Here is a 22,089-nt window from a genome sequence, read left to right as displayed (position 1 = left end):
TTATCACTTGCTACTTTTTTGAATTTAAATTGAGTATTTTTATACAGTTATGAATAGAAATACATCAAGAAAAGGTTTTGTTTTTAAAACTTACGAAGCACCTTATCAATCTCCTTTCGATAAGTTGTTCGATATTTTTAAAGAACTAATTACACATACTTCTGGAGATTTTGACGAGGCTATAGATTGGTTGCGCGAACTCGATAAAGAATATACTTTAACCACTGCAGAATATACTATAGACGATTTTATTGAAGACCTTAAAAAGAAGGGCTACATAAAAGAAGAAATAGACCCAGATGGTAATGGCGGCATTGCGATTACTGCAAAAACCGAACGCGCTATTCGGCAGCAAGCCTTAGACCAGATTTTTGGTAATATAAAGCGTAGCGGACAAGGGAATCATAAAAGTAAAGGGCAGGGCACAGGCGACGAGCATACTGGCGATTTTAGAAACTATCAATTTGGTGATGCTTTAGATAAGGTATCGATGACGGAGAGTTTAAAAAATGCGCAAATTAATCATGGAATTTCTAATTTTACCTTATCGGAAGATGATTTAGTTGTTGAAGAAACCTTGCATAAAGCGCAAATGAGTACCGTGTTAATGATTGATATTAGCCACAGTATGATTTTGTATGGTGAAGATAGAATAACACCAGCTAAAAAAGTAGCCATGGCTTTAGCCGAATTAATTACCACGCGATATCCAAAAGATACACTCGATATTTTGGTGTTTGGTAACGATGCTTGGCAAATAGAAATTAAAGATTTGCCGTATTTAAAAGTTGGACCATACCACACAAATACCGTTGCTGGTTTACAATTGGCTATGGATTTACTCCGAAGAAAACGAAACACCAACAAGCAAATTTTTATGATAACCGACGGCAAACCAAGTTGCTTGCGTCTTCCGGATGGTCAATATTATAAAAACAGTAATGGCTTAGATACCCATATTGTAAATAAATGTTATGCCATGGCGCAACAAGCGAGGCGTTTACATATTCCTATTACAACCTTTATGATTGCGCAGGATAACTACTTAATGCAGTTTGTTCGCGAGTTTACAAAGGCCAACCAAGGGAAAGCGTTTTATACCGGTTTAAAAGGTTTAGGTGAAATGATTTTCGAAGATTACGAAACCAATAGAAAAAAACGAATTAAAGGATAAAAAATAAAATAAAGAGTTCAGAAAAAAAGATGAGTGCGAGTACTATTTTTTTCTAGAATCTCTTTTCTAAATATAAGATATGAAAATAGAAAACATAAAAACATTAGGTGAACTTAAAAAGTCAGGTTACAGCAGTAAATCAATAAAAGATGAATTGCGAGATAATTTAATCATAAAAATTAAAAATAAAGAAACCACTTTCGAAGGGGTTCATGGTTATGAAAATACCGTGATTCCTGAATTAGAGCGTGCAATTTTATCAAGGCATAATATTAATTTATTAGGTTTACGCGGACAAGCAAAAACACGTTTAGCACGTTTGATGCTGAATCTCTTAGATGAATACATTCCGTTTGTATCAGGTTCGGAAATTAATGACGATCCGTTACAGCCTATTTCAAGATTTGCCGTAGAGTTAATAAAAGAAAAGGGAGACGATACACCAATTTCTTGGTTACATAGAAGTGACAGATTTGCAGAAAAATTAGCAACGCCAGATGTTACGGTTGCCGATATTATTGGAGACGTCGACCCTATAAAGGCTGCAAATTTAAAGTTAAGTTATGCCGATGATCGAGTAATTCATTATGGTATGATTCCGAGAGCAAATCGTTGTATTTTCGTAATTAACGAACTTCCCGATTTACAAGCTAGAATACAAGTAGCCTTATTTAATATTTTACAAGAAGGTGATATTCAAATTAGAGGTTTTAAGCTGAGGTTGCCTTTAGATATTCAGTTTTTATTTACGGCAAACCCAGAAGATTATACCAATAGAGGGAGTATTGTAACGCCTTTAAAGGATAGAATTGGGTCGCAAATATTAACGCATTACCCTGAAGATATTGAAACGGCTAGACGTATTACGGAGCAAGAATCTAATTTAGTTGAAGGACAAAAAAGCACCGTAAAGGTTCCTGATTTTGCTAAAGACCTTTTGGAGCAAATTGTTTTTGAAGCTAGAGAAAGTGAATATATAGATGCAAAAAGTGGTGTAAGTGCTAGGCTGAGTATAACAGCATTTGAAAATTTATTAAGCACAGCCGAAAGACGTGCTCTAATTTGTGGAGACGATAGTACTATGGTTCGTTTAAGTGACTTTTCTGGGATTATTCCAGCAATAACCGGTAAGGTTGAGTTGGTTTATGAAGGTGAGCAAGAAGGCGCTGCTGTGGTGGCTTACAATCTAATAGGTGAAGCTGTAAAGAGTCTGTTTGAAGAATTTTTTCCGAAGATAAGCAAACTTCAAAAGCAAGATGAAGAAGGCCCGTATGATGATATTGTATCATGGTTTTTTAACGAAAAAGAAGGTTTTGAATTGTTAGACGATTTAAAAAACAAAGAATATACTAATTTACTAGATGCTATTTCTCCTTTAGACGACTTGCTTGGCGAGTATCAGCCTAACTTAAAACCCGAAGATACTTATTTCATGAAAGAGTTTGTGCTTTGGGCATTAGTAGAGTTTAAATTATTAAGTAAACAACGTTTTTCCGAAGGCACTCAATTTAGAGATCCTTATGGAAGTTTTATAAGTGGTATTTAATCACTTGATAAATATGTTATTAATTAAAAAAGCGCTAAGAAATAAATTTTCTTATCGCTTTTTTTTTTTGGTTCACCAATTATCATATACTCAAAAATTATAGTGCTGTTTTTAAGATTTCGTAGTCTATATCTTTCTGTTTCCTATATAAGGAAAACACTTTTGGTTTAATCTGTTTTCTTTGGTTTTTTGACTAAAAACCCTTATTTTATACTCAAAATAGAGTGAAAATTGACAATAATGGATAAATTTTAAAGATTTTATGGAAAAACCTAATAGTGAAATTCAACATGATATCAATCTATTATCTTTTGATATAGACAACACGCTTATAGATTTTAATACTCATAAAAGTAACTTTCGGAAAGTATGGAAAAAACATAAGCCAAAACAAGATGTTTTGCTTGCATACAATACGGGGCGTTTAGTTGATGATGTTATTCATTTAATAGAGAAAGGGACATTGCCAGAGCCCGATTATATTATTTCTGGTGTAGGTACTCATATTTATGATTACAATAAAAAATGTGTTGTTAAGGAATTTAATGACGTTTTAGACGATGGTTGGGATTTAAAATTGGTAGAAGATATTATACAAAATATCGATGGCCCAATAAACGAACAGCCAAGTAAATATCAGCATGATTATAAGCGTAGTTATTATTTTCACAATGCTACAGAAGCTGTTATTACCGAGATTGAAAATACTTTTGTTAGAGCCAATATGGATATTAACGTGGTGTATTCTCAAGAGCAATTTCTAGATATTCTTCCTAAGTGGGCCAATAAAGGAAATGCTTTGCAATGGCTTCTACGAAAACTGAATTTAAAAGCTTCGAATGCTTTGGTTGCAGGAGATAGCGGTAACGATTCTGCCATGTTCGATATGGAAGATATTAAAGGGATTGTAGTAGCGAATGCTCACGAAGAACTTTATAAATATACCAAATACCGTCAAATCTACCATGCAGAAAAAGATTGTGGTGATGGTGTTATAGAAGGTTTAGTGTATTATGGTATTCTGCCAGAAGAGGCTATTGTATCAAGCAATACAGACCATACTGAAGATTATATTATTCAACAGGAATTAAATAGTATTGCTTCGGAAGATGATAAAGAAAAGCTAGACCTTATTTTAGAAGGTTACGAGAAAGCTATTATTGCTTTAAAGAAAAATATAACACCTCTCGGGTTTTCAGCATGCTCTATTGAAGATAATATTACCCATGGAACCGATGAAAACTACCATAGTGTTTGGGCCAGAGATGGCGCTATTACAGTAATTGGTTCATTGTCTTTAGTTGATGATGAAGAGATACATAAATGTCAGCGGCAGACTTTAGTAACATTAATAGAGAATAGCTCGAGAAACGGGCAAATCCCTTCTAACGTACGTTTAAAAGACAATCAACCCGATTATTCTGGAGTAGGTGGGATTTGCTCTATAGATAGCGGCATATGGGTTGTAATTGCATTTTACGAATATGTAAACGTTACAAAAGATATTAAGTTTTTACGTAAATATATTGGGGATATTAAGGAAACCATGCGCTGGCTTGGTGCGCACGATAGTAATAATGATGCTTTATTAGAAATTCCTGAAGCTGGAGATTGGACGGATTTATTCGGTGGAAGTTATAATATTTTATATGATGAAATTCTTTGGTACCGTTCTAATGTGTGCTTTGGTAGAATGTTAGAAATGCTCGGCGATTATGATGAAGCTGGAGAATACATTCGATGGTCTCAGGTTATTAAAAAGGAAATTTTACAGAATTTCTGGCCATCTACACAGCAAAAATTATTTCAAACGGTATCATTCGCAGAGCGTCAATTTACACTAGGTGATACGCCTTATTTAATTCAGCAAACCACACCATTCGATTTTAGTTGGCGTTGTGATGTTTTCGGAAATGTGCTCGCCTTTTTGTTTGGTACAGTCGATGCCGAAAAAGCACATCAAACCTTTAAATTTATGTTAGGCGTAGGTGTTAACGATCCTTTTCCGGTATCTAATGTGTATCCGGTTGTAACTCCAGGAGATCCCGATTGGAAACCTTATTATACCGTTAATTTATTGAATTTACCAAACCACTATCACAACGGCGGTATTTGGCCTTTTGTAGGTGGTTTTTGGGTGAAATTTATTGGGAAGCTTGGTTTTAGAGATATGGCTATTTCTGAGTTGCATAAACTGGCCTTAATAAATAAGGAAGGTTTAAATGATGAGTGGGAGTTTAATGAATGGGCACACGGTATTACCGGAAAAGCCATGGGGAAAGCCTATCAAGCTTGGTCTGCTGCTCAGTACATTTCAGCTTGTCATGATTTAAAAATAATTAAGAAATAATTTAACAAACTATAAAACTATGAAATCAATATTAATGATCTCTTTACATGGATATGTAGGAGCAAATCCAGAACTTGGTAAGCCTGATACAGGAGGGCAAGTAGTTTATGTTTTAGAACTTGCAGAACGTTTTAGTCGTTTAGGTAAGCGAGTAGATTTGGTAACACGTCAATTCGAAGATCAACCAGAGTACGATAATGTTCATGAAAATTATAGTGTTTGGCGAATTCCTTTTGGAGGTAAAAAATTCATTAGGAAAGAAGATATGCACGACCATCTTAAAGCTTTTGTAACAAATACTTTAGCGGCAATAAAAAAAGAGAATAAAAAATATGATGTGGTTTATTCCCATTACTGGGATGCCGGTTGGGCAGGCCAAAAAATAGCTGAAGAATTAGGTATATCTCACGTGCATACGCCACATTCTTTAGGTTGGTGGAAACAGCACAGCATGGGGAGTGATATGGAAGAAAAGGAAATGGAAAAGACCTACCGTTTTAAAGAGCGTATTAGAAAGGAATATTTTGTTTACCAAATGTGCAACCATATTGTGGCAACTACTTTGCCTCAAGTCGATTTATTGACTCAACAATACGATGTGCTGTCTAAAAATTGCACCATGATTCCTCCTGGTATTGACGAAAATCGTTTTTATCCAGTGCCTTCCAAAGAGAATGATAAAATTAGGGCAAAATACGATATACAACCTACAGATATTCTTGCTTTAGGTAGAATGGCGCATAATAAGGGTTACGATTTATTAATTAGAGCACTCCCAACAGTTTTTGAGCTTTGTCCGGAAGCACGATTAGTCGCAGCCATTGGTGGTGACCAGTCTGAGCAGGATGATAAAGGTGTTGCAGGTTTAAAAAAACTAGCAAAGGAATTAGGGGTTTTAGATAGAATAACATGGAAAAATTATATCGCTGATGAAGACTTAGCTAACGTTTATCGCGCAGCTAATATTTTTGTAATGCCTTCACGTTATGAACCTTTTGGAATGGTAGCCATTGAGGCTATGGCTTGTGGAACACCAAGTGTGGTAACTGTGCATGGTGGCTTATACGATTTAATAGATTTTGGAAATCAAGCATTATTTGCAGATCCACATAGACCTACAGAATTTGGAGCTATGATGGCCATGCCTTTATTGTATCCTAAAATGCGAAATGAGCTATCTGTGGAAGGTGCTCGTTTTGCTAGACGTAATTTTGGATGGACAGGTATTGCAAAGCGTATGTTGCAAGTATTTACAAGTTCTATCAGTCAAAACACCATGGAATCCAATCTGTTTTATTAATAGAAATTCTTTATTTACCAGGTATCTCTACTTTTGATATTATTAGCGCATAATCGAATAATTTCGGTTATGCGCTTTGTTTTTGTAGCCTCCCGTTTAGCACTGTTTAACCAAAATAAATAATGCTTTTTATATGAAGGTGCAAAGTTTTGGTAATTTTTAAAAGCTTCAGGGTTTTCATCAAAGGCCTTTTTTAAAGCGTCTGGTATTATGCCTTTTTCAACAGAATCAAGTGCTGTCCAGCTGCCGTTTTGTTTACCAATATTTATAATATCTAAACCAGATTGGTGCATTAAACCTTCTGTAGTAAGCGTTTTAATATACTTTTTATTTAAGGCGCTCCAAACGCTTTTTTGGTTTCTTGGAGAGTAATATTGCCTGCGTTTTCCATCTCCCAAGCTTTTTACTGTAGAATCTATCCAGCCATAGCAAATGGCAACTTTTACGGCTTCTTCCCAACGCATGGAGGCTTCTTCATTTTCAACTTTATAAAAAATCAAATAAACGCCTTTAAAATCTTTATGGTTTTCATGTAGCCATTCGCGCCAAGTGGTGTCTGTTTTAAAATAAAATTCCGGAGTTTCCAAAGGCATTATATTTTCTTTGATTCAACATAAAAATCAATATCAACATCTAAGGTTGAAATGTTTGAGTTAAAGTCTAATGTTTTCCATTCAGAAGTTGGTTTTAACCAAACATTTTCATCATTTATTTTAACTTCAAGAGGCATATCAAAATCAGTAACAATGTTTGTCCATCTATACTTTAGTGCTTTCTTGTTAATGGAATATTCTAAAGTAGGGATTTTTACAGATCTTAAATATTGATTGAAAAATGCTGTTAAATTAATGCCTGATTCTTCAGATAAATAATCTTCAATTTGCTTGGTAGTTACTGTTTGGTGATAGAATGTTACGTTCATTTTACGTAATATTTGTCTCCATTTTTCATCGTCTTCAATAAGTTGACGTAAAGTGTGTAAAATATTAGCGCCTTTAAAATACATATCGCTAGAACCTTCGTGGTTAACATAGTAATTTCCAATAATTGGGCGGTCATTTTTAATGCTTTTTCTTGTGCCAATTACATATTCCGAAGAAGCTTGTTTTCCATAGTAATAGTCTAAAAATAGATTTTCAGAATAAGTTGTAAAACTCTCATGAATCCACATGTCCGCAATGTCTACGTTAGTGATGTTATTAGCAAACCATTCATGACCAGATTCGTGGATAATTATATAATCGAATTTTAAGCCCCAACCTGTTCCCGATAAATCACGACCTAAATATCCTGGTTTGTATTGGTTGCCATAAGTAACCGAGCTTTGGTGTTCCATACCTAAATAAGGTACTTCTACTAGTTTGTAGCCGTCCACATAAAAAGGATATTGTCCAAACCAATGTTCAAACGCTTTCATCATTTTTGGAGCGTCTTTAAATTGTTCTTTGGCTTTTTCTAGGTTATCTTTTAAAACATAATAATCCATGTCTAAATTTCCACCTTGACCATCATAAACTTCAGAAAAATGAGCATAATCGCCAATGTTGATATTTACACCGTAGTTATTAATAGGGTTTTTTACAAACCAACTATAAGTTTGGGTATCTCCAATACGTTCTACAAGTCTCAGCCTTCCGTTCGATACATTCATTAAATATTTTGGCACGTTAACGCTAATAAGCATACTGTCTACTTCATCATACATATGATCTTTACATGGCCACCAAACGCTAGCGCCTAAACCTTGACAAGATGATGCAATAAAATCATTTCCATTCGAGTCTTTTTTCCAAGAAATTCCGCCATCCCAAGGTGCGTTAACCGCTTCTTTTGGGTTACCTTCATAATATACATCTAAACTTTTCACAGTATTTAAAGCTTGGTTTTCTTGAAGTTTAATAAAGTGCGCATTGCCATCATGTTTAACATCGAGTTCAATGTTATCTTGAACAACTTTCGTTATTTTTAAAGGCGATTGTAAATCAATTTGCATTACAGAATCGGCTTTCAATACTTTGTATTGAATGGTGTTTTTTCCAGAGATAAATTTATTGTCTGGGTCTACTTTTATGTCTAAGTGATAATAGGTTAAATCCCACCATTCGCGCTCAGGAGTTATGCTTCCGCGTAGTGTGTCTTGTCGTGTGAAATTGTGTTTTTCTTGCATTAATCCTTGTGAAAACAACGATATAGAAAATAGAAACATTAAGATGCAAACAGGCCATTTAAATTTCTGAGTAAACATGCTTTTGGGGTATTTGTTGGTTAATATGTTTTGCGCTTATACAATAGTATTATTTTTTACGGCTCGAACCAAATATATTCTATAACTGATTAGAATATATTAAATCTATTTAGTTCTAAAATATTTTAATTCATACTATAAAAAAACGCTTCAAAAATAAATTCGAAGCGCTGTGTTTTTAAGTTTGGAGTAACCGGTTTAGTTGACGCACAAATCTAACTGCGTAACATAATCTGAAGCTAATTTTTTTAAGCTCGAAATATAGTGCGCCTTAATAGTTTCCAAGCTTTCTTGAGATACATCTGTATCTGTAGCTGTTAACGTATTACTGTTGTTACACAGTTTTAAACTTTCATTATAAGTTTTAACTGTAGAGCTAATTGCTAGTTTGTATTTGCCTATAAGTTGTTTCTTTTCTAAAGCCAAAGCTTCCGTTTGTTGTTCGGCTAACTTCTGTTTTATTTCTTGTTCTTTAAGTTTTAAAGCCGCTTGTTGTTGCTTTAATTGCTCTTGTTCTTTTTGTAAATTGGCTAAGGCATTATTTTCGGTTGGGGTTTCTTCAACTTCAATATTATTAGCATTGTTGTAGGCACATTTGTCAATTTCAATAACACTCTGTTTACTTAAATCTCTGGCGCGTTTTACATAAAACCGGCCATCTTCATTAGTCGTTGCAGATTCTACCTGAACTAATAAATCTGAAACCTGATTAGCCAAATCAAGGGCTTTTTTACAATTACAATCTGCTAAATTTTGCTTAGATAGTTTTATAGATTCTACCGAGCGGTTCGAATAGTATTGTAAATGGCTAATATTGTTAGAGTCGTAAGCATCCTTAACATGCGAGTAAGAATTAATTAGGTAAGCACTTGCATCTTCGCAATTTCCTTGGCCCTGCATGGCGTAGGTTAAAAATAAAATAGGTAGGAGTAAAAAGGTTTTCATAATAAGTAGGTATTAATAGGGATTTGGATGGGCTAAAGTATTAAAAACAATTTGCTCGAGGGTGTAGTTTGTCGAAAACACAGATAATACTTGGTTTTGTCCTTAAAATTCGAGCAGTTCACCATTTCTAATTTAGGTTAGTAAGTGGTTTTATAAATTCTTTATTATATTTATACAAATTAATTTCCGCAATACTATCATATGAAAAATATTGAAATAGATAAATTCAAAGTAACATCAAATATTTCCCTTAAAAACTCCGAAACAAAATTGGTAATAGACGATGCTAAAAGTGAATTAAAAAGCATTCGTAAAAAATTAGGTGAGTGGCAAAACATTATGTATGCTCACGATAAACATGCTGTTTTAGTGTGTTTACAAGGGATGGATACCTCTGGGAAAGATAGTTTGGTGCGCGAAGTTTTTAAGGAATTTAATGTGCGCGGTATCGAGTGCCATAGTTTTAAAGTGCCAACAGATTTGGAGCGTGGTCACGATTATTTATGGCGTCATTATTTAGTGCTTCCGCAACGTGGTAAATTTGGCGTTTTCAACCGTACACATTACGAAAATGTATTAGTAACTCGAGTGCATCCCGAATATATTTTGGGTGAAAATATTCCTGGAATAGAAACCGTAGACGATGTAAATGAAGCCTTTTGGGATAAGCGTTTCGAGCAAATTAATAACTTCGAAAAACACCTAGCCGATAACGGTACCATAATATTTAAGTTCTTTTTAAACTTATCTAAAGAAGAGCAAAAAAGCCGATTATTGCGCCGTTTAGATAAGCCTGAAAAAAACTGGAAATTCTCGCCCGATGATCTTAAAGAACGTAAGTTGTGGGACAAATACCAAGACTGCTATCAAGATGCCATAAATAGAACCTCTAAGTCACACGCGCCTTGGTACACTATTCCTGCCGACGATAAACCAACAGCGCGCTTATTGGTCGCGAAAATTTTACACGATAATTTAATTAAATATACCGATATCACAGAGCCAGAATTAAACGATAAAATTAAGGCTAATTTAGAGAGTTATAAAGCTCAGTTAGCTAATGAGTAAAAGGTTTTGGGCGTTTTAACACGCTTTCACTACTCGCTCCCTTCCGCTGGTCGGGGAGCTTAAACAGGCCGTTCAATCGTTAACGCAATTTCGGCTGGTTAATTAACAAAAAGTTATAATTTTCAATCAAGCTCGGTTTTGATGAAATATTATCTTTAACAAAAAAAAACTAACCCATATTAATAACCAAAGTATATTACTAATGATAAAATTAAAAAGAGTTTTAACAATTGCAATGGCTTTAAGTTCTGTTGTTTTAGTTGCCCAAAGTGATGAAGATGTACTTAAAACCATCTACAAGCAATCTTTAACAAACGGACAAAGTTACCAGTGGTTAAATCACCTTTCAAATCAAATAGGGAGTCGTTTATCAGGGTCTTTAGGAGCAGAGAAAGCAGTGGCTTACACCAAAGAAGAACTCGATAAATTAGGATTAGATAAAGTTTGGTTACAACCTGTAATGGTACCACGTTGGGTACGTGGAGCAAAAGAATATGCTTTTATAGAAACCGAACGCGGTAAAACAAACACGGTAAATATATGTGCCTTGGGAGGTTCAGTAGCTACGCCAGGTTTAGGTTTAAAAGCTAATATCGTTGAGGTTAAAAACTTTGAAGAATTAGAAGCTTTAGGGAAGGCTGAGGTCGAAGGTAAAATAGTGTTTTACAATCGCCCAATGCAGGCCGATTTAATTAGCACTTTCGAAGCTTATGGTGGTTGTGTAAATCAACGTTACAGTGGTGCTGTGGAAGCTGCAAAATATGGAGCAGTAGCAGTAATTGTGCGTTCTATGAATTTAAGACAAGACGACTTACCACACACAGGAAGCATGACTTATGGTAACTTACCAGTCGATGAACGTATTCCTTCAGCAGCCATTAGTACTAACGATGCTAATTTATTAAGCACCATGTTACAGCTTAATAAAGACATTAAATTCTATTTTAAGCAAAGTTGTAAACAGTTAAAAGACGTGCAATCTTATAACGTTATCGGGCAAATTACTGGGAGTGAATTTCCAGATGAATATATGGTCGTTGGTGGTCATTTAGATTCTTGGGATTTAGGCGATGGATCTCACGATGATGGCGCAGGCGTTGTACAATCTATGGATGTTTTACGATTATTAAAAGAATCTGGAATAACACCAAAACGTAGCATAAGAGTGGTGCTTTTTATGAATGAAGAGAATGGCTTACGTGGTGGAAAAAAATATGCTGAAGTTGCTAAACAAAAAAATGAAAATCATGTATTTGCTTTAGAAAGTGATTCTGGTGGATTTACACCTAGAGGTTTTAATTTCGATTGTAGTGATGCTAGTTTTAGTCAAGTTTTAAGCTGGGAGCCACTATTTAAACCTTACTTAATTCATTATTTTGAAAAGGGTGGAAGTGGAGCAGATGTTGGTCCGTTAAAAACCGAAACTAATGTATTGGCAGGTTTACGTCCAGATTCTCAACGTTATTTCGATCATCATCACGCTAGTAACGATACTTTCGATGCTATTAACAAACGCGAACTAGAATTAGGAGCAGCAACTATGACATCTTTGGTTTATTTGTTCGATAAATACGGCATTAACCCAATAAATACTTCAGGGAATATTAAAAAATAAATGTGGCTACTTCTAGCAGAATTAATAGCCGATTTATTACTCTGGTTTCAAGATATTAAATTTTGGTTTAAAAAAAGAAAACGGCGAAAATTTGAAAAAGAGCATGGACTTCCTAAAAAGTTCATGCTTTATCCTTCTCAAAAAATAATGCTAATCGTTTTTCCTATTTCCTTAATATTATTCATTTCAGGGGTATTACTATTTAAAGATTCTAATCAAGATTCTACACGTAGTAAAATAGTTGAATTAGCAAAAATACTAGAAAAAGAAAAACAAGATATAGGTCGATATCCCAAAAAAATTGGTGATGTTGTTAGGAATAATCCGTTGAGACAAAATGTAATATTCGATTCATGGAAACAAGAGTTTCACTATAAATCTCTTAATTACGGAACCGAATTTAAACTACAATCTTTAGGAAGTGATGGTGAATTAGATACAAGTGATGATATTAAACACAATAAATAAATTATGAAGTTTAAAATTCTTATTTCATTTTTAATAATCAATTTAGGAGCCATGGCGCAAGAACAGGAGTTACCATATTATGAGCTAGAAGAGCCAACCGAAAATTACACAGCAGGTAGTGTAGCAGCAAGAATGATAGATGCTCTTGGATTCCGTTATTATTGGGCTAGTGAAGGTTTACGTGATGTAGATTTGGATTATAAAGCAAGTGAATCGGGACGCACTAGTGCAAAAACTATCGAGCATATATTGGGTTTATCTCATTTTATTCTAAGTTCAATTTCAGAAGAAAGTAAAAAAACGGTTGACAAAAAGATGTTATTTGAAGATCAAAGAAAGCAAACTTTATTCAATTTAAAGAAAGCCTCTAATATTTTGAGGTCGAGTAAAGATTTATCAGAATTTGATACAGCAAGACATCCTTTTTGGAACATGATAAACGGACCAATTTCCGATGCTATTTGGCATTGTGGGCAATTGGTAACACTGCGCCGGGCTTCGGGGAATTCATTTAATTCTAATATTAATTTGTTTAGTGGAAAAATTCGTGATTAGAAGGCGTTTTTTAGCGAGATTATTTAATTATTCGCTTTAAAAATGATAATAATATAGTTTTTTTTAAAAGTAAAAAAATAATCTGTAATTTCTATGAAACGCTGTTTTTCATCGATTTAGGGGAGGGCGTTTTTTGTAAGTTTGTGCTACAATTAATCCTATAAATTACAAATTACTATGAAATTAAAATTACTTTAATTACTCCTCGTTACGAGTTTGGGATATTCTCAAAATTCGATACCTACGTTTGAGAGTGCGGCAGGCTCTGAGTTTGCTGTTGTTAGCGCTCCAACAGACCAAAGTGCGGCAGGAGCAAATGCTACTTGGACTTTTAATGTTACTTATGACAATCAAAATACATCTGATGAGTATTCAACAACAGATGCAGCAATAGCTAGCTATCCAGGTTCTACAGCTGTTATAAATACTAATGCTGGTACTACCCAAGTAAGTAAAATCTTTTTAGAAAAAAGTGGTGCAGTTATTTCATTTACTGGTGCTGAGAGCAACGGAGTAAATCTTGTCTATACAGATAAAGGAGAAATAGGAAGTTTTCCTTTAGCTTATGCCTATAATCCTAATGCTGACGATATAGCAGGAAGTTTTTCTTTTAGCGGTAACAATGGAACATTTATAGGTACTATGAGTAGAAGTGTAGATGCTCAAGGAACATTAAATGTAAATATAAGTGGTTTAACAGGCGAGAATTTTACAGGAGGAGTTACTCGACTGAATCTTGTACAAGATTTAGATTTGTATATGATTCCTGATGGGGTGCCATTCCCGATTAAGGTTGCAGATTTAGTGCAAACATCTTATTATTATTATAAGGATAATGGAGATTTAGTTTTTAGAACAACTCGTATAGATATTTCGAGTGATTTCTTTGATAATGAAACTTTTGAAACAGCTGAAAGCTTAACAACTAGTACCCTTGGTTTAAACGATCAAACTTTAAGTCAAGTAGAATTTTCTATTTTACCTAATCCTGTAAAGGAAGAGTTAAACATTAATGTTAAAGCAGAAGTAGAGTCTATTTCAATAGTAGATCTTTCTGGTCGTCAAGTTTTAAACGTAAAAACTAACGAAAGAAAATTAGTTGTAGATCAATTGAAATCTGGTTTATATATAGCAAGTGTCGCTACAGATAAAGGTGTGTTCTCTCAAAAATTTGTGAAGCAATAATAAAATATTCGTATTTACATTTTACACAAAAAAACAAAACCTGAAAATTAAATTTTCAGGTTTTGTTTTTCTAATAGTTTTCTTTGTTGCTTAATGGTAAGCGAACTTCCATCATGACTCCAGCCAGGAGCAGCAAATGCATACATAAATTTATGGTACCAGTTGCTCGACTTTTTCATATCGTTCCAGATATCTTTGTATTCGTGCGTTAAAATCACCAAAGGATTGTATGAGTTTGGTGCATGTGTAACACCGTATTTTATTTCTATATTTTCATCTAGTTCTTTCCAAGTTCCAAATATTTTATCAAAAATATTTAAGAATCCACCGTGGTTTTTATCCATGTACTCAAAGTTTTGAGCATGATGTACCTGGTGCATGGTATGTGTGTTCATAAATTTTTCTATAATTCCCATTTTAGGAATGTAAACAGAGTGTAATTGAAACTGCCAAAGCGCTTCAATACCTAAACAAACCACAAGCATTTCTGGCGGAAAGCCAATAGCAACAATCCACATGTAGAAAAATGGTTTGTATAAAATAGTAAACCAACCGTTTCTTACGGCTGTACCTAAATTAAAATTATCTGATGAGTGATGCACAATGTGAGCCGCCCATAAAAAACGAACATTATGGTTTTGGCGGTGGAACCAATAATAACTAAAATCGTCTAATAATTGGCAAATTATCCAAATATACCAAGCATAACCAAAAGATTCGTATCCCATAATATTGGTGCGTACACCTTCTACTAAAGGGTTAAAAACTTCGTATACATAATTAAAAAGTACAATAGCCGCAATAGTTTTTGTAAGTGGAGCTAATACCGCAGAACCAATACCCATGGTAAGGCTGGCACCTAGATCTTTCCAGTTGTATAGTTTTTGACTTCGTTCTTCTTTACGATGCTTACTGTATGAGAGTTCTAATAATATGAGTCCTAAAAAACAAGGAACTCCATATACTAAAGGGTTTGTAAAATCCATTGAAAAATATTTGTTTGTCTCCAAAAATAGCGTGATTTTGTTCGAAAACCTTAATAAAAATAGTTTTTTTGAATAAAAAAATCCGTTTTAAGATAAATTTACCTCAAAACGGATTTAAAATTTTATAAACAGTAACTTATTTAGCGGCTACAGTTTCTTTTTGTTCAGAAAAATCGACAGCTATTTGATTGTGTAAAATATCATCAAAAGTTTCTCTTTTTCTAATTAAATGTGCTTTTTCATTATACCATAAAACTTCTGCAGGGCGTAAACGTGAGTTATAGTTACTTGCCATAGAGAAGCAATAAGCGCCTGCATTTTTAAAGGCTAAAATATCACCTTCATTTATTTCGTTTATTCTTCTGTTATTTCCAAAAGTATCTGTTTCACAAATGTAACCTACAACGGTGTAAAAACGTTCACGACCTTTTAAGTTAGAAATGTTACTAATTTCATGATGTGATCCGTAAAACATTGGACGAATTAAATGATTGAATCCAGAATCTACCTGTGCAAAAACAGTTGATGTAGTTTGTTTTACCGCATTTACTTGCGCTAAAAAGTAACCCGATTCGCTAACTAAAAATTTACCTGGCTCAAAGGCTAGGGTTAATTCTTTACCGTAATCTTTACAGAAATCGTTAAATCTTTCTGAAAGTTTTTTTCCTAACTCTTCGATATTCGTTTCTATATCGCCTGGTTTGTAAGGCACTTTAAAACCAGAACCAAAATCGATAAACTCTAAATTATCAAATTGTTTTGCCGTTTCAAACAAAATTTCACTTGCATAAAGAAACACTTCAATATCTAAAATGTCACTTCCGGTGTGCATATGGATACCGTTAATATTCATTTTAGTATTTTCAACAATACGTAAAATGTGCGGTATTTGATGGATTGAAATTCCGAATTTAGAATCAATATGTCCAACAGAAATATTTGCATTTCCACCAGCCATAACATGCGGGTTTATTCTAATACAAACCGGTGTGTTTGGGTGTTTTGCACCAAACTGTTCTAAAATAGAAAGGTTATCAATGTTTATTTTAACACCTAATTTAGCAGCTTCTTCAATTTCGTTTAAAGAAACTCCGTTTGGTGTAAAAATAATTTGCTCAGGCTTAAAACCAGCAGCTAAACCTAATTGCACCTCTTGTATAGAAACGGTATCAATACCAGAACCTAAACTATGTAAAAGCTTTAAAACAGAAATGTTTGATAATGCTTTTACCGCATAATTAAGTTTTAACTTCTTAACATTTTTAAAAGCACTAGTTAAGCGTTTATACTGGTTCTCAATTTTATGACCATCATAAACATATACAGGGCTGCCAAATTCGTTGGCAATTTTAAGCAATTGACTCTCTTGCATGGTTTTTATAATTTTTGTCAAAGATATTTTTTTTGCTTCAATAAAAAATAAATAAAGTAAAAATTATACAAATTAAACATTTTGTTAATTATTTAACACTGAAAAACGGATAAATGATAATTTCCGCATAAAATAATTAGTGTAATTACCAACGATTATTTACATTTGTTGCACTTAAAATTATCAAGCAGATTATGAATTTACACGAATATCAAGGTAAAGAAATATTAAGCAGTTTTGGTGTACGTATCCAACGTGGTATGGTTGCTCAAAATGCACAGGAGGCAGTTGCTGCCGCAAAACAATTAACTGAGGAAACGGGAACAAGCTGGCACGTGATTAAAGCACAGGTACATGCAGGTGGTCGTGGAAAAGGTGGCGGAGTAAAATTAGCCAAAAACCTTAAAGAAGTTGAAGAAATTGCAGGACAAATTATTGGGATGGACTTAGTAACACCTCAAACGTCTGCTGCTGGTAAAAGAGTACACCAGGTTTTAGTTGCTGAAGATGTTTACTATCCAGGTGAAACTGAAACTAGCGAATTTTATGTATCTGTTTTATTAAATAGAGGTACAGGTCGTAACATGATTATGTATTCTACTGAAGGTGGAATGGATATCGAAACTGTTGCAGAAGAAACTCCACATTTAATTTTTACTGAAGAAATAGATCCAAATACAGGTTTATTACCATTTCAAGCAAGACGCGTAGCATTTAACTTAGGGTTATCTGGTTTAGCGTTTAAAGAAATGACAAAATTTGTTACTAATCTTTATACAGCTTACGTAAAATCTGATTCTTCATTATTTGAAATTAATCCTGTTTTAAAAACAAGTGATAACTTAATAATGGCAGTTGATGCTAAAGTGACTATCGATGATAATGCACTTTACAGACATAAAGATTACTTAGCTTTACGTGATGTACGTGAAGAAAGTGCTATTGAAGTAGAAGCAGGAGAACTTGGCCTTAACTATGTAGACCTAGACGGTAACGTTGGTTGTATGGTAAATGGTGCTGGTTTAGCAATGGCAACTATGGATTTAATTAAGCAAGCAGGTGGTGAGCCAGCTAACTTTTTAGATGTTGGTGGTACTGCAGATGCTGCACGTGTTGAAGCTGCATTTAAAATTATATTAAAAGATCCAGCTGTAAAAGCTATTTTAATTAACATTTTTGGAGGTATTGTTCGTTGTGATCGTGTTGCTCAAGGTGTTATTGATGCTTATAAAAACATGGGAACTATTAACGTGCCAATTATTGTACGTTTACAAGGTACCAATGCTGATATTGCAAAAGAATTAATTGATAACTCTGGTTTAGCAGTAATGAGTGCTACAGAATTTCAAGAAGCTGCAGATAAAGTACAAGAAGTATTGGCTTAAGCTTTTACTACATTATATATTAAAAAGAGTAACGTTTAGGCGTTACTCTTTTTTTTTGTGATATATTTTGAAATAGTTGCTGTTATTATAATTTTCTTATAGTTTTATAGTTGAATGATTTTTGAAAGGAATTAACAGCAAAAGATATGAAAATAGTAGTTCTAGACGGTTACACATTAAACCCAGGAGATTTAAGTTGGAAAGCAGTTGAAGCCTTTGGCGATTTAGAAGTGCATGATAGAACAACTTTTGATCACGATATTATTATTAAACATATAGGTGAAGCTGAAATGGTACTCACCAATAAAACACCTTTGCCAAAAGCGGTTTTAGAGAAAGCTCCAAACCTTAAATATATTGGTGTTTTGGCAACAGGATATAATGTTATTGATATTGCAGCTGCTAAAGATTTAGGTGTTCTGGTATCTAATGTGCCGGTTTATGGTACACAGGCCGTAGGGCAGTTTACTATGGCACTTATTTTAGAATTGTGCCATCATGTTGGCGACCATAATAAAGCCGTTAAAAATGGCGATTGGACTAAGTCTAAAGATTTTTGTTTTTGGAATTCACCACTTATAGAACTTTCAGGTAAAACCTTAGGTATAATAGGTTTTGGAAGAATAGGGCAGGCTACAGCAAAAATGGCGCAAGCTTTTGGATTAAATATTTTGGCTTATAACCGAAGTCAGGATTTACGATTGGAATCGGAAACTTTAAAATATGTTGAATTAGATGAGCTGCTTAAACAATCGGACTTTGTGAGTTTGCATTGCCCGTTAACTGAAAGCACAGAAGGATTAATAAATTCGGATTCTATTTCAAAAATGAAGGATAGCGCGTTCTTGATAAATACATCTCGAGGTGGTTTAATTGTAGAAGAAGATTTAAAAAATGCTCTTAATAACAATAAACTAGCCGGAGCGGCTGTAGATGTTGTTTCTAGCGAGCCTATAAAAGCAGATAACCCTTTGTTAAATGCTGAAAATTGTATTATTACGCCACATATTGCTTGGGCATCAAAAGAGGCTAGAGCACGATTAATGCAAACAATGGCAGATAATATTGAAGCTTTTTTAGAAGGAAAACCAACTCATGTAGTGAGTTGAATATTTAGGTAGAAATAATAAAGTGCGCACGAGAAGATTCGAACTTCCACATCCTAAAACGGATACTGGCCCCTCAAGCCAGCGCGTCTACCAATTCCGCCACGTGCGCATTTGAGGTTTTAAATCGGGCGTAAATATAATGATGTCTTTGTGAACTAAAAATATAAAAAGCAAATAATTACAAAGTAAGTAACCAACTGCGTTGAAGTTTTTTGAATTTCTTTAATTCGCTACGTAAAATAGGCAAAAAGTCTTTACCATTACTGTCAGATTTTTCTAAACGGTACGAGTTTTTATAAAGCATATTTGTTAATCGTCTTAAAGATGCAATATGCTTGTGTTTTCTTTCAGAATAACGTTCTAACTCAGCATTTACAATCTCGGGAACAAGTGATACCGATTGCTGAATAATATCTCCAGAAAAATAAATATTTGCATCTTCTGTTCCATCGGCTTTTAAACCCGATAAATCGTGATTTAAATACATAGAAATACGTTGAGATAAAGATAAAATCTCAATGGCTTTTTTATAAACCGGTAATTCCGATAGATTTGATGGGGTATTAGATGTCATTATTTTTACCTCTAGCAATTTTATCAAATTTAGCGACAAGAAATTACATTTCTCTTTAGATTTTAAAGTAAAAACGTATATTTGCTTTAAATATTAATTTATTATAGTTAAAATTCTTTTAAATGAAGTTTGATGCACTTAATAGTAAGATTTTAAAGTGTTTACAGCAAAATGCACGTATGTCTAACGCCGAAATTGGCAGACAAGTTGGTATAACTTCGCCAGCAGTTTCCGAGCGTATTAAGAAAATGGAAGACCTTGGTGTTATAGAAGGATATAAAGCCATAGTATCTCCTTTTGAAATGGGATATCAATTAAAAGCCATCATTACGCTTCGCGCTTTTATGGGGAAATTAAAGCCTTTCTTAGAAAAGGTTAAAACGTATGATGAAGTGGTGAATTGTTACCGTATTACAGGCGAGGAAAACATTGTAATGGAAGTGGTTCTAAAAAATAATAAACACTTAGAAGTTTTTATTGATCAATTGATAAGTTACGGAGAAACGAAAACACAAATTGTACTGTCTCGCGTTATTAAGCAAAAAGAAATTAAACCGATTTAAGCCTTTCAATTTACATTTAGGAAGGTATGCGCCAAGCCGGATTTTTTCTGTTTTCTCCAGCATAGAATAAAATAATATTATTGTCATCAGGATCTTTCAAATGTGCTTCACGCCAAAGCCAAGGTTTATCGTTTGGTAATTCAGTGAAAATAATGCCTTTCGTCATAAGTTGTTCAACCCAATCATCTAGATTTTCATCTTCAAAATAAACAGTGATACCGTTTCCTTTAGGTAATTTTTCTACTCGATGTATTGAAAACGTCGCATCACCATCTGGACATTCAAAACGTACATATCTTGGAATTGAATCTACAATAAGCTTCAATCCCAAAATAGTGTAAAACTCTACTGCTTTTTCAACATTAGTAGAAGGTATCGTTATTTGGTTTAAGTTCATGCTAGTCTTTTCTTTTTCTGTGTATTTAAATATCGACTTAAAGAGAATAATAAAAGTACGCAAAAGCCTGCTAACATTGTAAAAATGTACCAAGTATTATTAAAACCTAGATCGTCAACCATGTGCATACCTGCATTGTGTGCAAAAATATGGGCAATTGAAAATGCTATGGAATAGAGTGCCATATATTCACCTTGATTTCCTTTTTTTGCACGATCTAGGGCAAAAGCATTCGAGAAAGGAAACGTGATCATTTCACCTAAACTCATAAATAACATACCAATTATTAATACGCCAGTCCATGAGGTTAGGTTTAAAACCAAGATGCTTATACCAAGCAATATGGTGCCGAAAATCATGAGACCCGATTTTGTAAAATTGGTACTCTCTAACCATTTTATTAATGGCATTTCCAATAGGAAAATAGCAAAACCATTCATACCCAAAAGAATTCCAATATCAAATTCTGTTAAGCGATGGATATCTTTGTAGTATAAGGGCATAGTAGAAAAATACTGTAAAAATACAATGCCAAATAATACCATAGCAACTAAGAATATTAAAAATGCTTTATCATGATATGCAGAGCTTGGGTTTTCATTTTTTACTGTATCTAAGACTCTAGCTTTTTTAGGGTGTAAAACTTTAATAAGTAAACCTGTTGCTAAAATACAAGTTATACCATCGACCCAAAATAAACCACCATAACTTAGAGTTGTAATTATAATACCGCCAACTGCTGGACCTACAGAAAAACCAAGGTTTATAGCAAGTCTAATTAAGGTTACCGATCGCGTTTTGTTCTCAGGTTTGCTGTATGCGCTAAGTGCGACAAACATGGCCGGACGAAACATATCGGCAACGAGCATCACTAAAAATATACCAAAGCAAAAGCTTGCAAAGGTGTTTAGAAATTGAAGCGCAATAAATAAAACGCCGGTTGAAATTAAACTTCTAACCATTACTTTGTAGTAGCCAATTTTATCGGTTAATCGGCCACCAAGCCAAGAACCGACCACAGAGCCAAGACCAAAGGCACTCATAATCCATCCAACATCTTTTAAAGTGAAATCTAGATTTTCGGTGAGATAAAGTGATAAAAACGGTATAACCATTGTGCCAGCTCTATTTATTAAAGTAATAAGAGCGAGCCACCATACTTCGTGCGATAAGCCTTTAAATGTGTTGATGTAGTTGTTAAATAGCGTTTTCATTTTAATAGATTTTTATTGCTTAGTTAGAGCAACTTTTT

General features: G+C 33.9%; 20 protein-coding genes and 1 tRNA gene. 12 read left to right on the top strand and 9 right to left on the bottom strand.

Annotated elements, in window-relative coordinates:
• Positions 1-49 precede the first annotated feature (49 nt).
• From GQR98_RS01715 to GQR98_RS01700, 4 genes are all read left to right on the top strand, one after another.
• Positions 50-1,174: a vWA domain-containing protein gene (locus GQR98_RS01715; RefSeq protein WP_042500165.1), complete on the top strand. Its 1,125-nt coding sequence runs from the start codon at positions 50-52 to the stop codon at positions 1,172-1,174.
• 79 nt (positions 1,175-1,253) lie between these two features.
• Positions 1,254-2,720: a magnesium chelatase gene (locus GQR98_RS01710; RefSeq protein ID WP_159018009.1), complete on the top strand. Its 1,467-nt coding sequence runs from the start codon at positions 1,254-1,256 to the stop codon at positions 2,718-2,720.
• Positions 2,721-2,982: 262 nt separating this feature from the next.
• Positions 2,983-5,070 (top strand): HAD-IIB family hydrolase, encoded by a 2,088-nt coding sequence (locus tag GQR98_RS01705; RefSeq protein WP_159018008.1) that lies wholly within the window; start codon positions 2,983-2,985, stop codon positions 5,068-5,070.
• A 19-nt stretch (positions 5,071-5,089) separates the two neighbouring features.
• On the top strand, positions 5,090-6,370 hold the full coding sequence (locus GQR98_RS01700; RefSeq protein ID WP_159018007.1) for a glycosyltransferase: 1,281 nt from the start codon (positions 5,090-5,092) through the stop codon (positions 6,368-6,370).
• Between the two features lie 14 nt (positions 6,371-6,384).
• Here the strand turns inward: GQR98_RS01700 and GQR98_RS01695 are convergent, their stop codons facing one another.
• The 3 genes from GQR98_RS01695 to GQR98_RS01685 form a co-directional block, all read right to left on the bottom strand.
• On the bottom strand, positions 6,385-6,963 hold the full coding sequence (locus tag GQR98_RS01695) for a YdeI/OmpD-associated family protein (RefSeq protein WP_159018006.1): 579 nt from the start codon (positions 6,961-6,963) through the stop codon (positions 6,385-6,387).
• The gene (locus tag GQR98_RS01690; RefSeq protein ID WP_233268060.1) at positions 6,963-8,537 is read right to left on the bottom strand and encodes a M1 family metallopeptidase; all 1,575 of its coding nucleotides are present in this window, start codon (positions 8,535-8,537) and stop codon (positions 6,963-6,965) included. Before GQR98_RS01690 ends, GQR98_RS01695 begins: the two co-directional genes overlap by 1 nt.
• A 276-nt stretch (positions 8,538-8,813) precedes the next feature.
• Entirely contained in the window at positions 8,814-9,560 is a 747-nt protein-coding gene (locus GQR98_RS01685; RefSeq protein ID WP_159018004.1) for a hypothetical protein, read from the bottom strand.
• Between the two features lie 201 nt (positions 9,561-9,761).
• Between GQR98_RS01685 and GQR98_RS01680 the strand changes: the two genes are divergently transcribed.
• From GQR98_RS01680 to GQR98_RS01660, 5 genes are all read left to right on the top strand, one after another.
• A complete protein-coding gene (locus tag GQR98_RS01680; RefSeq protein ID WP_159018002.1) occupies positions 9,762-10,628 on the top strand; it encodes a PPK2 family polyphosphate kinase in 867 nt (288 codons plus the stop codon).
• 202 nt (positions 10,629-10,830) lie between these two features.
• Positions 10,831-12,243: a M20/M25/M40 family metallo-hydrolase gene (locus tag GQR98_RS01675; RefSeq protein ID WP_159018000.1), complete on the top strand. Its 1,413-nt coding sequence runs from the start codon at positions 10,831-10,833 to the stop codon at positions 12,241-12,243.
• Positions 12,244-12,711, top strand: a complete 468-nt coding sequence (locus tag GQR98_RS01670; protein WP_159017998.1) for a type II secretion system protein GspG — start codon at positions 12,244-12,246, stop codon at positions 12,709-12,711.
• Positions 12,712-12,714: 3 nt separating this feature from the next.
• Entirely contained in the window at positions 12,715-13,266 is a 552-nt protein-coding gene (locus GQR98_RS01665; RefSeq protein WP_159017997.1) for a hypothetical protein, read from the top strand.
• 216 nt (positions 13,267-13,482) lie between these two features.
• Positions 13,483-14,451, top strand: coding sequence for a T9SS type A sorting domain-containing protein (locus GQR98_RS01660; protein ID WP_159017995.1), 969 nt, complete (start codon positions 13,483-13,485; stop codon positions 14,449-14,451).
• 47 nt (positions 14,452-14,498) lie between these two features.
• On the opposite strand, the gene GQR98_RS01655 is transcribed toward GQR98_RS01660, so the two are convergent.
• Complete coding sequence (locus tag GQR98_RS01655; RefSeq protein ID WP_159017993.1) at positions 14,499-15,437, bottom strand: sterol desaturase family protein; 939 nt, start codon at positions 15,435-15,437, stop codon at positions 14,499-14,501.
• Between the two features lie 136 nt (positions 15,438-15,573).
• Positions 15,574-16,809: a diaminopimelate decarboxylase gene (gene lysA / locus GQR98_RS01650; protein ID WP_159021056.1), complete on the bottom strand. Its 1,236-nt coding sequence runs from the start codon at positions 16,807-16,809 to the stop codon at positions 15,574-15,576.
• Positions 16,810-17,003: 194 nt separating this feature from the next.
• Between lysA and sucC the strand changes: the two genes are divergently transcribed.
• Positions 17,004-18,194 (top strand): ADP-forming succinate--CoA ligase subunit beta, encoded by a 1,191-nt coding sequence (gene sucC / locus GQR98_RS01645; RefSeq protein ID WP_159017992.1) that lies wholly within the window; start codon positions 17,004-17,006, stop codon positions 18,192-18,194.
• 146 nt (positions 18,195-18,340) lie between these two features.
• Positions 18,341-19,303 (top strand): D-2-hydroxyacid dehydrogenase, encoded by a 963-nt coding sequence (locus tag GQR98_RS01640; RefSeq protein WP_159017990.1) that lies wholly within the window; start codon positions 18,341-18,343, stop codon positions 19,301-19,303.
• A 23-nt stretch (positions 19,304-19,326) separates the two neighbouring features.
• Here the strand turns inward: GQR98_RS01640 and GQR98_RS01635 are convergent.
• Positions 19,327-19,412 (bottom strand) — tRNA-Leu (locus GQR98_RS01635).
• A gap of 69 nt (positions 19,413-19,481) precedes the next feature.
• Positions 19,482-19,877: a hypothetical protein gene (locus GQR98_RS01630; protein WP_159017988.1), complete on the bottom strand. Its 396-nt coding sequence runs from the start codon at positions 19,875-19,877 to the stop codon at positions 19,482-19,484.
• A gap of 122 nt (positions 19,878-19,999) precedes the next feature.
• Here GQR98_RS01630 and GQR98_RS01625 point away from each other — a divergent pair, with 122 nt between their 5' ends.
• Positions 20,000-20,440, top strand: a complete 441-nt coding sequence (locus GQR98_RS01625; protein WP_159017986.1) for an Lrp/AsnC family transcriptional regulator — start codon at positions 20,000-20,002, stop codon at positions 20,438-20,440.
• A gap of 16 nt (positions 20,441-20,456) precedes the next feature.
• Here GQR98_RS01625 and GQR98_RS01620 read toward each other — a convergent pair whose 3' ends face one another.
• On the bottom strand, positions 20,457-20,837 hold the full coding sequence (locus GQR98_RS01620; protein ID WP_159017985.1) for a VOC family protein: 381 nt from the start codon (positions 20,835-20,837) through the stop codon (positions 20,457-20,459).
• Positions 20,834-22,051, bottom strand: a complete 1,218-nt coding sequence (locus GQR98_RS01615) for an MDR family MFS transporter (protein ID WP_159017983.1) — start codon at positions 22,049-22,051, stop codon at positions 20,834-20,836. The genes GQR98_RS01620 and GQR98_RS01615 overlap by 4 nt, the downstream gene beginning before the upstream one ends.
• Positions 22,052-22,089 lie beyond the last annotated feature (38 nt).

This window comes from Algibacter sp. L3A6, assembly GCF_009796825.1.
Lineage (GTDB): Bacteria > Bacteroidota > Bacteroidia > Flavobacteriales > Flavobacteriaceae > Algibacter.
This window is presented reverse-complemented; position numbering and strand designations above follow the sequence as displayed.

Coding starts and splice junctions, on each gene's coding strand:
- GQR98_RS01715 (WP_042500165.1), top strand. CDS start 50: ATGAATAGAAATACATCAAGAAAAGGTTTTGTTTTTAAAACTTACGAA.
- GQR98_RS01710 (WP_159018009.1), top strand. CDS start 1,254: ATGAAAATAGAAAACATAAAAACATTAGGTGAACTTAAAAAGTCAGGT.
- GQR98_RS01705 (WP_159018008.1), top strand. CDS start 2,983: ATGGAAAAACCTAATAGTGAAATTCAACATGATATCAATCTATTATCT.
- GQR98_RS01700 (WP_159018007.1), top strand. CDS start 5,090: ATGAAATCAATATTAATGATCTCTTTACATGGATATGTAGGAGCAAAT.
- GQR98_RS01695 (WP_159018006.1), bottom strand. CDS start 6,963: ATGCCTTTGGAAACTCCGGAATTTTATTTTAAAACAGACACCACTTGG.
- GQR98_RS01690 (WP_233268060.1), bottom strand. CDS start 8,537: ATGCAAGAAAAACACAATTTCACACGACAAGACACACTACGCGGAAGC.
- GQR98_RS01685 (WP_159018004.1), bottom strand. CDS start 9,560: ATGAAAACCTTTTTACTCCTACCTATTTTATTTTTAACCTACGCCATG.
- GQR98_RS01680 (WP_159018002.1), top strand. CDS start 9,762: ATGAAAAATATTGAAATAGATAAATTCAAAGTAACATCAAATATTTCC.
- GQR98_RS01675 (WP_159018000.1), top strand. CDS start 10,831: ATGATAAAATTAAAAAGAGTTTTAACAATTGCAATGGCTTTAAGTTCT.
- GQR98_RS01670 (WP_159017998.1), top strand. CDS start 12,244: ATGTGGCTACTTCTAGCAGAATTAATAGCCGATTTATTACTCTGGTTT.
- GQR98_RS01665 (WP_159017997.1), top strand. CDS start 12,715: ATGAAGTTTAAAATTCTTATTTCATTTTTAATAATCAATTTAGGAGCC.
- GQR98_RS01655 (WP_159017993.1), bottom strand. CDS start 15,437: ATGGATTTTACAAACCCTTTAGTATATGGAGTTCCTTGTTTTTTAGGA.
- lysA (WP_159021056.1), bottom strand. CDS start 16,809: ATGCAAGAGAGTCAATTGCTTAAAATTGCCAACGAATTTGGCAGCCCT.
- sucC (WP_159017992.1), top strand. CDS start 17,004: ATGAATTTACACGAATATCAAGGTAAAGAAATATTAAGCAGTTTTGGT.
- GQR98_RS01640 (WP_159017990.1), top strand. CDS start 18,341: ATGAAAATAGTAGTTCTAGACGGTTACACATTAAACCCAGGAGATTTA.
- GQR98_RS01630 (WP_159017988.1), bottom strand. CDS start 19,877: ATGACATCTAATACCCCATCAAATCTATCGGAATTACCGGTTTATAAA.
- GQR98_RS01625 (WP_159017986.1), top strand. CDS start 20,000: ATGAAGTTTGATGCACTTAATAGTAAGATTTTAAAGTGTTTACAGCAA.
- GQR98_RS01620 (WP_159017985.1), bottom strand. CDS start 20,837: ATGAACTTAAACCAAATAACGATACCTTCTACTAATGTTGAAAAAGCA.
- GQR98_RS01615 (WP_159017983.1), bottom strand. CDS start 22,051: ATGAAAACGCTATTTAACAACTACATCAACACATTTAAAGGCTTATCG.